We start from the raw sequence: 13,018 nt of genomic DNA, 5'->3' as shown, positions 1-13,018 counted from the left end.
CTCAGAGCGCGCCTTCTGATTTCAACTTCATGATCAGTTCGTCGACGGATGCCACCTTGAGGCCCGGTTTGCGGCCTTTCGGCTCGGCCGTCCCCACGACCGCCAATCGGGGCGTCACGTCAACACCATAGTCGGCTGGCGTCCTGATCGCCAGATCCTTCGATTTGGCTTTCATTACGTTCGACAGCGAGGCATAACGCGGCTCATTCAGCCGAAGATCGGCCGTGATGATGGCGGGGAGATTGACGTTGACGATCTGCAGGCCTCCGTCCACCTCACGGGTAACTTTGGCGCTGCTCCCTTCGATCGAAATTTTTGACGCAAAGGTTGCTTGCGCCCAACCGAGCAGAGCTGCAAGCATTTGACCGGTGGCGTTCATGTCGTTATCGATTGCCTGCTTACCGGCCAACACAAGGCCGGGCTGTTCCTCCCGAACCACGCATGCGAGAAGCTTGGCGACGGCCAGCGGCTCAATGTCGGTATGCACATCCGAAGCAGCCTCGATCAGAATTGCACGGTCCGCTCCCATAGCGAGCGCCGTTCGCAGCGTGTCCTGTGCCTTCTTCACGCCAATGGAGACAACCACGATCTCCGTGGCCCACCCGCTTTCCTTCAGTCGGACTGCTTCTTCCACCGCAATCTCATCGAAGGGATTCATCGACATCTTCACGTTGGCCAGGTCTACGCCAGAGCCGTCTTGTTTGACGCGGATCTTCACGTTGAAGTCGGCCACCCGCTTCACGGGAACAAGTATCTTCATTTTTCAGCACCTAATGATCCATTCCCACCTGCCGGGCTTTTTCTATTTAGCGGAAACTCCCGGGTTTGCAGGGCATTCGCTCGGCGAATTAGCGAGAACTCGCGATTCGCTTTTGGAGCGCATCGAGCAAAACGGCTGCAAGAATGATCGCACCGGTTGCAAACTCTTGCCAGAAAATGTCAATCCTGGCCAGGTTCAAGAAATTGCGCGTCAAGGCGATGACGATCACCCCGATGATCACACGCAGGATATTTCCCTGACCGCCGGCAAGGCTGACGCCTCCGATGACCACCGCCGCAATAACCTCGAACTCGAGACCTCGCGCCGTGTCGGCTTGAATAGAACCAATCCGTGCAAGCAGGACGAGGCTGGCGAAAGAAGCGGTCAAGCCGCAAATCATCAAACAGAAAATCTTGACCCTGTTGACATTGATGCCCGAAAGGACCGCAACATTTCGGTTGGAGCCGATCGCATAAACCTTCTTGCCAAACGCCGTATGGTTCAGCAGCACATAACCGGCCAAGATGGTAAGAATCGCAATAATGAATGGCAACGGAACACCTAGCGGGCGAGCCAAACCGATCACTCGGAAGGCATCGGGCACCCCGGACACCACTTGGCCCTCTGTCACCACAAAGGCAAGGCTGCGCGCAATCATCATCGTTCCCAAGGTGGTGATAAAGGAAGGGATGCCGAATCGAGTGACAACGAATCCCGCAAACAGCCCGAATACCGGTCCGATCAGAAGAGCAAGGATCACCGTCAGAAAGATGCCGATTTGTGGCATCAAAGTGCCCGCGATCGATGCAGTGAGTGCGACTACCGCGCCGACGCTGATGTCAAATTCTCCGTTGATCATGCAGATTGCCATGCCGGCCGCGACGATCATCGCCGGGGCCATTTGAGCCATGAGATTCTGAAAATTTACGACCGTTGCAAAGCGCGGCGAAATGAAAGACATCACGGCAACGAGAATAAACAAAACTGCAAGCGACTGGATAAAACCATAAGAAGACCGAAGCCTCTCTTGCAAATTCGACGCCGTATGCAAGGAATTAACTGTATTGACTGCGCTGGTATTCATGGTACTGCCTTCCCGCTCACCGAGGATTGAAGAATTCTATTGTGCTCAAGTCTCTCGCCTTTGAATTCGTCGACGATCGAGCCTCGAAACATCACAAATGCTCTGTCGCATAATTGCTCGATATCTTGGATCTCCGTCGTAAAAATGGCGACTCCTACCCCCTCTGCGGCGATCTGCTCAATGATCTTCCGAATTTCATCTTTCGATCCGACATCAATGCCCACGGTCGGGTCATCCAGCATGAACACTTTAGGTTTTGTCGCGAGCCATTTCGCAATTAACACCTTTTGTTGATTTCCGCCGCTAAGGGTCCTGATTGGAACTCCCGCATTGGGTGCCGAGACTCGCAATTTCCTGACAGATTTTTCGCCAAGCGCATTGAGCTTGGATCTGGACAGCAGCCCGACACCATTCCCGAAGTCCTTTAGGATCGGCAATGTGATGTTTTCGGTCAGTGAGAACTCCGGAAGAATGCCCTCCCTGAGACGATCGTTGGTAAGAAGTGCCATCCCTTCTTTCAGGGACGTCCCGGGACTTCTAGACGTATGCTGCTTTCCCTCGATAGAGATTGAGCCGCTGCTCGGCTTGAATTTATTGACACCGAAGAGAGTTTTCGCAAGTTCCGTCAGACCGGAACCGGTGAGACCGGTGAAGCCCAGAATCTCCCCCTTGTGGAGGTCGAAATTGATGTCATTCAGCAGGCCAGGCACTTGCAGACCTTTCACCGACATCAAGACTTCTTTCTTCTCGGCAACATGCCTGGCACTGCGGGCTGCTGTCTTGACAAGCTCGTGACCGAGCATCTGTGTTACGACCTCTTCGACATTGGTCTCATCCTTGTTGAAGAGGGCAACTGTTTGCCCATCGCGCATCACACTGATCTGGTCGCAGATCCTGAAAATCTCCGACAAATAATGAGATACGAAGACGATCGTTACCCCGTGCTGCGCAAGACCCGCAACCAGATTCAAAACGACATCAACCTCCATTGCTGTCAGCGACGACGTCGGTTCATCCAGCAGGAGAATGCTTGGATTCCATGTCATTGCTTTCACGATCTGAATCATCTTCTTTAGGTCATTAGGAAGACGGCCGACTTGAATGCTGGCGTTGACTTCGATCTTGTATTGATCGATTAATTTTTGCGCCTTGCGGTTCATCTCCCTCGCAGTCAGAGTTCCCAACGGCCCGACGGGCTCGTTGTTCAAGAAAATATTCTCTGCTACAGACATGGTTTCCACCAGATTGATGTCTTGGTGGACCGTAACAACGCCTTGATGAAGGGCTTCAAACGCAGTGTTAGGCTCGTAGAGTTTTCCGTTTAAAAGAATGCATCCCGGCTCGTCGGGTTTATGGACGCCGGCAAGAATCTTCAAAATCGTACTCTTGCCCGCGCCATTTTCACCGACGAGTCCCACCACCTGTCCTTTTTGGAGGGATAGATTTCCGGCCTTAAGGGCGCGTATGCTTCCAAATGTTTTCTTTACGTCCTTACAGACAAGTACCGGCTCGACCATACAGTTCTCCAAAAAGTAATGCCCTCGTGATGAAAGACCTTTATTGGTCTAAGCATCGATGCGGGTCATTTTTGGACTTGCGGATCATTGGAGAATTCGGCGACGTTTTTGGGCGTCATGAGCTTCGGCGCAAGTTCGATGTTCTTTTTGGTCTTGCCGCCAGTCAGATGTGTGAGCATTGAGTTCATTCCAACATAGCCCATTTGATACGGATCCTGAACAATCGTACCGGCAATTTTTCCATCGCGGACCATCTGATAGGCAGTCGGATCGGTGTCGAAGTTAACCAGCTTCACCTTCTTGTTGTTCTCTGCCTGAAGCGTTGCTGCAGCACCAATGGCGGGGGCGTGATTTTGGAAAAATACGCCGGCAATATCGGGAACTTCAGTCAGGGTATCTTCCATGGTTCTGCGACCGTCCTCGAGTGACAGCTTCATGACCTTGCGCGGAAGAACTTTGAGCCCGAGTTCTGCTGCGCGCTTTTCGAAGCCGCGATTGCGATCGATGATCACTTGGACCGCGGGACCATGATCGAACACAATGACTTTGGAACCCGCTGGCACCAGCGTTGCCATGTAGTCTGCCGCCATGCGCCCGCCCAACTCGTTTTCGGTACCCACGTAGGTAATCCAATCGCCCGATTTGAGCCCGATGTCAGTCACGACAACTGGGAGCTTGTTGTCGTTGAACAATTTCTTGACTGGGCCAGCCAGAACTACCGAGTCGCCTGGAAAGATAAGCAGGCCGTCAATGTGCTGCGCAGAAAGATCTTCCAGGTCTGCCACCTGCTTGGTCGTGTCTGTGTCACCACCGTTCGTAACGATCAGTTCTACGTTGACTCCCTTTTTCTTCCACTCGGCCATCGCCGCTTGAGCACCTTTGACCTGCGTACGCAGAAACTTGTTGGTGCCCCAAAACTGCGAGTAGCCAATACGAAACTTTTGATCGGCTGCGAAAACAGTGGTCGTAATCGTCGTCGCGAGCATCGCGGCGCTGGTGAGCGCCGCCAGCTTCAAGAAATGGCGTTTGTTGTGCTTCATGAATTGTCTCCGTGCGCCGGTCAAAAACCGGCAGTCTTGTTGATGAAATAGCCCTCAGCCCGGCGCCTCCGGAGTTAGCTCCCGTTGCGCAAGTCGATCTTGGCACTCCGAATAGCCGCGAACAATCCGCAACGGCTTCTGGCGACAATTGGGTTTACCTATTGCTGCTCACCGGCGGGCCGTTGTCAGCGCGGACACTGCCCGTCCACGGCGGCGAAACGATGCGAAATCCCTAACTAGGTCGAGCAACGGCTGCTGCTCGGCTCTCAGCACGACACTCAGAGTTCGAGACGGCGCAGCGCTTGCAGCCCGCCGATCGAGAGCTAGCTGTCCTCTGTCGAACAGCCGATTTGCATAGAGTTCAGCGACGGTGTTGCTGGGGTAGACCAAGTACGCCATCAAGCGCTGGCACCTCGACTGGGTTCTGGCTATTCCCATTCAAGATGAACTACATGACCGTATGCGCTTTGAGACGCTGCCAGAGTGCGGTCATTCGCACATCAACGCTCTGCAGCCCGACCGCGGCGAGAGGTGGTACGGGGCCTATGCAGTTGACGCGAGCGTAGTTCGATGCCTTCGTGGCGCCATGAACCGCAATAAGAGGAACACGCTCGCCGATGGAGCATTTGATGGCAGGCAGCAGTGGGTCCCGCGAGGTCGGGCGTTCGAGATTTCGCCTTGCGGACGCGCTTGTTGGCAGCTTCCACAAGGCGGAACACAGACCACCTACCGCCCGCTGAACGAGCCCAAAGGTCAAGCAGTCGGGGTATCGCTACACGATCACGTAGCAGGGCCCTCTTTCAATGATCGGTTCGATGGCTTCCATGATCTCGTCATAGTCGACGTTTTCATAAAGCGCTTGGAAACCGGGAAAACGCAGCGCCGTTGTCACCTCGCTGGCTGTCAAGTAGGCGCCAGCAATGAAGCGGCCGACCACCTCCATCTGTGCAACAGGGACTGCGTTGATTACCTCGAGCGGATCGGCGGGAGTCTCGGCGGGTAGCGACGCAACAGTCTCATAGAACTTGGGGGCTAAGTCGGGTCGCGCCTCGAGCGCGCGGGGCAGCAGCGTAGTGATCAATCCAAGTTTGCTCGCCGAAGGCATGTTGAGTTCGGCATTACCTGGGATCATCGCATCGCACATCCAAGAGAGTTGTGCTTGGATATCTTTGTAGTTGATCTGCATGATTCTCTGCCCCTGCCTTACTTGCTATGGCCCGACACCACTTGGGTGCGGCGATTCTTGACGATACCGTCGGCTGCGCGCAAAGCCAGCGCAGCTACGGTGCCGGTTGGATTCACCGGACCTGAAGTCGGCATCACACTGCCGTCGACAATGAACAGATTGGGCACGTCGTGAGCGCGGTTCCAAGCGTCGACGACTGAGGTCATCGGGTCGGTACCCATGCGTGCTGCCCCGAGAATGTGCCACCCGGTCTCTCGCGAATCCGGAGCCTTGACTACCTCATAAGCTCCGGCTTCCTTGAACGACATTGCCGCGTGTTCTTCGTGCCATGCGACCAGCTTCTTCGAGTTCTCGTCGCAACGGTAGACGACCTTGGGGGCGGGAATGCCATCAGCGTCTTTCAGTGTCGAGTCAAGGAGCACACGATTCTCTGGGTTCGGCAGGTCTTCTCCGATGATCGACCACATGCCAGAGTGGCCGAAGCGTTGCGAAACCGTCTTGTGGAACTCTTCGCCCCATCCGGCTGGCTTGCCCCACGGCCAGACTCCAATCTGGCTGAGCGGCCCCCCTGTGCCCATGAGCTGCCACTTCGCGCCTCGATAGAAACCGACGCCAGGCTGAGTTTCAGTGAACTGCTGCGAATAGGCGCGCTGACCAGTTGGGCCTTGCCAGCTGTCAAAGAAGTCGTCGAAAAGGCCCATCACCATCCCATGCGGATGCATCATCAGATTGCGGCCCACCATGTCAGAGCTGTTTGCTAAACCGGTCTGGAACCGTGCGCTGTGCGAGTTGAGCAAAATGCGCGGTGTTCCGATTCCATTGGCGGCCAGAATGACAATCCGTGCGGACTGGAAATGTTCTTTGCCACTTTCCCGGTCAATGTAAGTAACACCAGTGGCCATACCCTGCGCGTCTGTCTCGACGCGTGAAACACGAGCGCGCTGGATCAACTTCACGCCAAGCTTGATGTTGATTGGCCAGTGAGTGCGGTCCGTCGACGCCTTTGCACCATCAAAGCATGCGGGCGCCATGCAGGCGCCGCGGCGCACACAAGGGGTCAACCCGTTGTTCTTTACGGTGGCGATGGCATTGGTACCCGGCCAGATGTGCCAACCCAGTCGCTTGTGCGCCGCGAACATTTTTTTGGTCAAGTCGCTCATCGGCATGGGCGGCAGAGGTGGGTCGAAAGGCGGATACGAAGGATCTCCGCCGACACCGGACACAGAGAACTGAAGCTCGGCCTGGGTGTAATACGGGGCCAGATCTTCGTAAGTGAGCGGCCAGTCTTCTGCAACGCCGTCCAGAGTCTTGACTCGAAAATTGCTGGGCTGAAAGCGGTGCCATGCGGCCGCATAGATAACGGAACTGCCACCGACACCGTTCCACATGAAGGGTGCCACGTCGGATTCAGTGTCGTTGATCGGATAGTCGGCGCTGTTCATTCGGCGATTTGGATTCCAGTTGAATACCTGGTCACGCTTCAACTCGAAAGTGCTCTCGTCAAAATTAATCGACGTGTAGTTCGGGTACTCGCCCTGTTCTAGGCAGACCACCGACATTCCCGCTTTTGCCAGATGCATTGCGGCGACTGCACCGCTGGGACCAGAGCCTACGATGACCGCATCCACGGTCCCTCGATTATTTGCCGTAATATTCATAGCTAATTCTTGCCAAGTTACTATAACCAGCGCGATGAAATAGCCTGCCTGTCAGCCGGTCAGTTCTTATTCATTGCGTACTGGCACACAGACAGAAGTGGCGCAATCTTGTCTCCGCCACAGCTTCTCGATCTCTGGTCAAAGGTTGGCGCCATCCTTTCCAGTAACCCGCCCTGTCTCCTGCCGTCATGGTATGGCCACTCGCAAATAGGCCGCAATGCGACTTTTCAACTGACACCCATAGGCATTCTGAATTGGTCGGGTTGCCTCCGTCGATTGCTGAGGAGGAATACGACATAGATTCCTCCTATGGCAACCAAACCGAATCACGTCTAGCTCGCGCGAAGAGCAATCAGTACGATCGGCCTCCTAATTTCACCTTGGAGACCTAAATTGAACAACGTACTGAAAGATCGCGTCTTTTTGGTTACCGGTGCCGCCGGCGGCGTCGGTCGTGAAATCGTCAAACAACTCACCGAAGAGGGCGCAAAGGTTGTGGCGACAGATATTGCCGACAACGTGCACGAATTGGCTAAGGAATTTCCGAATGCCAAGATAGTGACTGCTGTTGGTGATGTCTCCAAAAGCGCCGACGTTGAGAAAATATTCAGCACCGGCGAAGCCAAGTTTGGCCCCATTGAATCGCTAATCAATAACGCCGGCTACATGATCGGCAAGGCTCTGCACGAAACTTCGGAAGAAGAGTGGGATGCGGTGATGACTGGCAACGCCAAGTCATTCTTCCTTTGCGCTAAGCGCGCGCTGCCGAACATGCTCAAGGCAGGCAAGGGCTCCATCACGGCAACGGGCTCGATCTCCAGTGTGGTCGGCTTACCGTCACAAGCCGCCTACTGCGCTTCTAAGGGAGCGGTCCTGCAGTTCGTCCGCCAACTGGCGGTGGAATACGCCGGCAACGGCATACGTGTAAATGCCGTCGGCCCCGGCGCGATCAACACGCCCTTCCTCACCCGCTACCTCGCCGGCCTGCCGGATCCGGAAGCCGGCGCCAAAGCCGTGAAGGATGCCCACCCCATGAAGCGGTGGGCTGAGCCGGACGAAGTGGCCAAGGCTTTGATCTTCCTCGCGAGCGACAACGCTGCCTTCATCACAGGGCACATTCTGATGGTCGATGGAGGCTACGTTGCCGGCTGACGACCATTCTCGGCAACCTAGACTAAAGGAGTTGAAAGTGGCAACTAAGGCGATCATCGACCCGCATCATCATTTGTGGGACCTGGAGAACTATTCCTATCCTTGGCTCTGTCAACCTGGTGAGCCAGTGGCGCCTATCGCTGGCAGTCTGAGGGCGATCATGAAATCCTATTCGCTTGCGGACTACAAAGAAGACTCCAAGCGTTGGAACGTTGTGAAGGACGTGCATCTCGATGCTCTCTCGTCAGACATTCTGGCCGAGACGCGGTGGCTTCAAAAGATGAAAGACGAAACCGGTTCTCCAACCGCCATCGTCGCGCACGCCAATCTCGAGGACGACAATGTCGATGAGGTTCTGGCGGCCCATGCTGAGAGCAAAGCTGTACGCGGAATTCGCCAAATCCTCAACTGGCATCCGGACTCAAAGTACAGCTTTGTCGAACGAAACGACTTGCTGACGGATCCCAAATGGCTGCACGGCTTCGATCTCCTGGAGAAGTATTCCTTTTCCTTTGATCTTCAACTCTATCCTCACCAAATGCCAGATGCGGCGAAGGTGGCGCGGGCCCACCAGGGGACAACCATCGTACTGAACCACACCGGCATGCCTTTGGACCGTGATCCCGCTGGCATCCAAGCGTGGCACGACGGGATGCAGGCGCTCGCTGCAAACCCGAATGTCAACGCCAAGATCTCGGGGCTGGGAATGGTCGATCCGGACTGGACTGTTGACAGTATCCGGCCATTCGTCCTTGCGACCATCGACATTTTCGGGGTTGACCGCTGCATGTTCGCGTCGAACTTTCCGGTCGACAAGATTTACTCCAGCTTCGATCGCATTTATGAGGCGTTCTTCGAGTTGGTGAAAGACATGTCTGAAACCGATCAGCGAAAGCTGTTTCACGACAACGCGCGGCGCGTGTACCGTCTTTAATTGAAGCATGTCTGCGATTGGGGCGATTGATTGCCCATGCGAGAGGCGAGTGAACCGCCGCAAAAATCGACACCGGCAGCCTCCCGAGTGAGCAGGCCACTTCGAAGAGAACCAATGAGCTCGCAATTGATTCGTTCCGTCCTGATCGCCAACCGATCCGAAATCGCCATTCGCGTCATGCGCGCAGCATCCGAGATGAACATGCGCACGGTCGCGATCTACTCGCGTGAGGACCGGTTGGCGCTGCATCGATTCAAAGCCGACGAAAGCTACCTCGTGGGCGAAGGCAAGAAGCCGCTCGCGGCCTACCTCGACATCGACGACATTCTTCGCGTGGCTCGGGCTGCCAAGGTAGATGCCATCCATCCAGGCTATGGCTTCCTGTCGGAGAACCCGCAATTCGCGCAAGCCGTGATCGACGCGGGTATCCACTGGGTCGGCCCCACCCCCGAGGTGATGCGCACCCTGGGCAACAAGGTGGCGGCGCGCAATGCCGCCGTGGCGGCCGGGGTGCCGGTGATGCCCGCCACCGCCCGGTTGCCGCTCGACCTCGCAGAATGCAAGCGCCTTGCGGACCAGATCGGCTACCCCGTGATGCTGAAGGCCAGCTGGGGCGGGGGCGGCCGCGGCATGCGAGCCATTCACCACCAAAGCGAGCTCGAAGACGCATTGGCTGCCGCCCGCCGCGAAGCACTGGCGGCGTTCGGCAATGACGAGGTGTACTTCGAGAAGCTGGTCCAGCGAGCACGGCACGTCGAGGTGCAGATCCTGGGCGATACACATGGCAACGTCGTGCACCTGTTCGAGCGCGACTGCACCGTTCAGCGCCGCAATCAGAAGGTGGTGGAACGCGCTCCTGCGCCGTATCTGAATGAAGCGCAGCGCCGCGCCCTGTGTGACAGCGCCTTGAAGCTGATGCGGACGGTGAGCTACACGCACGCCGGCACGGTCGAGTTCCTGATGGATGCCGACACCGAAGCGTTCTACTTCATCGAGGTGAACCCGCGTATTCAAGTGGAGCATACGGTGACTGAACTGATCACCGGCATCGACATCGTCAAGGCGCAGATCCGCATCTGCGAAGGCGGACGTATTGGTCTGCACGAAGACGTGTCGGCGGATGATGGCACCGTTCTGGAGCGCGCCACCGGGGTGCCGGCCCAGGCCGATATCAAGCTGAATGGCAATGCGCTGCAGTGCCGGATCACCACTGAAGACCCGGAGAGCGGTTTCCTTCCGGACTATGGCCGGTTGTCGGCCTACCGCAATGCGGCGGGGCTGGGCATTCGGCTGGACGAGGGCACCGCCTACAGCGGCGCGGTGATCACACCCTACTACGACTCCTTGTTGGTCAAGGTCACGGCGTGGGCGCCCACGACACGCGAAACCATCCAGCGCATGGACCGCGCGCTGCGCGAGTTCCGGATTCGCGGCGTCGCGTCGAACCTGCAGTTTCTCGAAAACGTGATCAACCACCCTGCCTTTGCGGCTGGCACGGTGACCACGCGCTTCATCGACACGACCCCCGAGCTGCTGGAATTCACCAGCCGCCGTGACCGCGCAAGCAAGATGTTGGGATTCATTGCCGAAGTGACCGTCCACGGGCACCCCGAGATGAAGGGCCGCAAACTTCCCGATCTGCCTTTCGTTAAACCGGTGCTGCCGAAGGCCGACACGGCGAAAGCGATTCCCCAAGGATCGCGCGACCGATTGCGCGAACTGGGTCCTCATCGATTTGCCCAGTGGATGCTCGACACCAAGCCCGTGCTGATGACGGACACCACGCTGCGGGATGCTCACCAGTCGCTGTTCGCAACCCGCATGCGCACCGCCGACATGCTGCCGATCGCGCCGTTCTATGCGCGTGAATTGCCGCAGCTGTTCTCGCTCGAGTGTTGGGGCGGTGCCACGTTCGACGTTTCGATGCGCTTCCTCAAGGAAGACCCCTGGCAGCGCCTCGCCCAGTTGCGCGAGCAGGTGCCCAATATCCTGTTCCAGATGCTCCTGCGTGGTGCCAATGGCGTGGGCTACACCAGCTACGCGGACAACGTGGTGCGCTTCTTCATCAAGCAGGCAGCGGCCGCGGGTGTCGATCTCTTTCGCGTCTTCGATGCACTCAACTGGGTGGAGAACATGCGCGTGTCCATCGACGCCGTGCTCGAATCCGGCGCGCTGTGTGAGGGAGCCATCTGCTACAGCGGCGATTTGTTCGATTCTGCGCGTCCCAAGTACAACCTGGCGTACTACACAGGCATCGCGCGCGACTTGCAAAAGGCCGGCGTGCACATTCTTGCCATCAAGGATATGGCAGGCATCTGCCGGCCGCGCGCGGTGTCGGCATTGGTCAAGGCGCTGAAGGAAGAGACTGGGCTCCCGGTGCACTTTCATACGCACGACACCAGCGGCACCGCCGCCGCCTCGGTGCTTGCGGCGGTGGAGGCCGGCTGCGATGCGGTGGACGGTGCGCTCGACGCAATGAGCGGTCTTACTTCGCAGCCCAATCTGTCGAGCATGGCCGCGGCGCTGGCCCACACCGAGCGCGACCCGGGCTTGTCGCAGCACGCGCTGCATGCGGCCTCGACCTACTTTGAAGGTGTGCGGCGCTTCTATGCGCCATTCGAGAGCGACATCCGCGCCAGCACGGCAGACGTCTACCGCCACGAAATGCCAGGCGGCCAGTACACCAATCTGCGCGAGCAAGCGCGCTCGCTCGGCTTGGAGCACCGCTGGACCGAGGTGTCGCAAGCCTATGCGGACGTCAATTCCTTGTTCGGTGACATCGTGAAGGTGACGCCCACCTCCAAGGTCGTGGGCGACATGGCGCTGATGATGGTCGCCAACGATCTCACGCCCAACGACGTCGCGAGCCCGGCGCACGACACCGCGTTCCCCGAATCGGTGGTGTCGCTGTTCAAAGGCGAGCTGGGTTTTCCGCCCGACGGTTTTCCAGCGGCGCTCTCGCGCAAGGTGCTCAAACTCGCCAACGGTGCGGCGCCGCCGGTCGCCTACCGTCCGGGCGACCAGATTCCTCCGGTTGATTTGGAGGCCGCACGCGCACAGGCAGCGCTAGACGCCAGGATGCCGCTCGATGATCGGCAGTTGGCGAGTGCCCTGATGTACCCCAAGGTGGCGCGGGAGTTCCATCAGCACCTTCAGAAGCACGGCGATACGTCGGTGCTTCCGACCCCCACCTTCTTCTACGGCCTGCGCGTGCAGGACGAGGTGGCGCTGGACATCGATCCCGGCAAGACGCTGCTGGTGAGCTTGCAAGGCATCCACGATGACGAAGCCGCTGGCACTGTGAAGGTGCAGTTCGAACTCAACGGCCAATCGCGCACCGTGGTCGTGGCGCGAGAAGCCGCCGCGGGTGACCAATCCAAGCGCGAAACAGCCAGTCCCGGCGACCCGCTGCACGTGGGTGCGCCCATGCCTGGAGCGATTGTCACAGTCCCTGTTGTGGCCGGACAGGCGGTGCGCGCGGGCGCCACCTTGCTGTCGTTGGAGGCGATGAAGATGGAGACACACATCATCGCCGAACGCGAAGGAATCATCGAGCGCGTCTTGGTCAAACCGGGAGACCGAGTGCAGGCCAAGGATCTGCTGCTCGTATGGGGGGAGCTGAGTGCATCTGCAGAAACGCTGTCTCGCGACCCGTCGTCATTTACCTGACTGGACGGGAATCGCGGA

General features: G+C 57.5%; 9 protein-coding genes. 3 read left to right on the top strand and 6 right to left on the bottom strand.

What is annotated here, in order from left to right; all coding sequences use genetic code 11:
• Position 1: 1 nt before the first annotated feature.
• From BLR24_RS22550 to BLR24_RS22525, 6 genes are all read right to left on the bottom strand, one after another.
• Entirely contained in the window at positions 2-760 is a 759-nt protein-coding gene (locus BLR24_RS22550) for an electron transfer flavoprotein subunit beta/FixA family protein (protein ID WP_093021007.1), read from the bottom strand.
• An 88-nt stretch (positions 761-848) separates the two neighbouring features.
• The gene (locus tag BLR24_RS22545) at positions 849-1,844 is read right to left on the bottom strand and encodes an ABC transporter permease (protein ID WP_093021005.1); all 996 of its coding nucleotides are present in this window, start codon (positions 1,842-1,844) and stop codon (positions 849-851) included.
• Positions 1,841-3,361 carry a sugar ABC transporter ATP-binding protein gene (locus BLR24_RS22540; protein ID WP_093021003.1) on the bottom strand — a complete coding sequence of 507 codons (1,521 nt, stop codon included), beginning with the start codon at positions 3,359-3,361 and terminating at the stop codon, positions 1,841-1,843. The genes BLR24_RS22545 and BLR24_RS22540 overlap by 4 nt, the downstream gene beginning before the upstream one ends.
• A 65-nt stretch (positions 3,362-3,426) precedes the next feature.
• Positions 3,427-4,401, bottom strand: a complete 975-nt coding sequence (locus BLR24_RS22535; RefSeq protein WP_093021001.1) for a substrate-binding domain-containing protein — start codon at positions 4,399-4,401, stop codon at positions 3,427-3,429.
• A gap of 772 nt (positions 4,402-5,173) precedes the next feature.
• Positions 5,174-5,587: a hypothetical protein gene (locus BLR24_RS22530; protein ID WP_093020999.1), complete on the bottom strand. Its 414-nt coding sequence runs from the start codon at positions 5,585-5,587 to the stop codon at positions 5,174-5,176.
• Positions 5,588-5,604: 17 nt separating this feature from the next.
• A complete protein-coding gene (locus tag BLR24_RS22525) occupies positions 5,605-7,245 on the bottom strand; it encodes a GMC family oxidoreductase (RefSeq protein WP_093020997.1) in 1,641 nt (546 codons plus the stop codon).
• Between the two features lie 393 nt (positions 7,246-7,638).
• Here BLR24_RS22525 and BLR24_RS22520 point away from each other — a divergent pair, with 393 nt between their 5' ends.
• From BLR24_RS22520 to BLR24_RS22510, 3 genes are all read left to right on the top strand, one after another.
• Positions 7,639-8,397, top strand: a complete 759-nt coding sequence (locus BLR24_RS22520) for an SDR family NAD(P)-dependent oxidoreductase (protein ID WP_093020995.1) — start codon at positions 7,639-7,641, stop codon at positions 8,395-8,397.
• Between the two features lie 37 nt (positions 8,398-8,434).
• Positions 8,435-9,331, top strand: coding sequence for an amidohydrolase family protein (locus tag BLR24_RS22515; RefSeq protein ID WP_254787517.1), 897 nt, complete (start codon positions 8,435-8,437; stop codon positions 9,329-9,331).
• A 114-nt stretch (positions 9,332-9,445) separates the two neighbouring features.
• Positions 9,446-13,000: a pyruvate carboxylase gene (locus tag BLR24_RS22510; protein WP_093020991.1), complete on the top strand. Its 3,555-nt coding sequence runs from the start codon at positions 9,446-9,448 to the stop codon at positions 12,998-13,000.
• Positions 13,001-13,018 lie beyond the last annotated feature (18 nt).

The sequence above is a fragment of the Variovorax sp. OV700 genome (assembly GCF_900099805.1).
Lineage (GTDB): Bacteria > Pseudomonadota > Gammaproteobacteria > Burkholderiales > Burkholderiaceae_C > Variovorax.
This window is presented reverse-complemented; position numbering and strand designations above follow the sequence as displayed.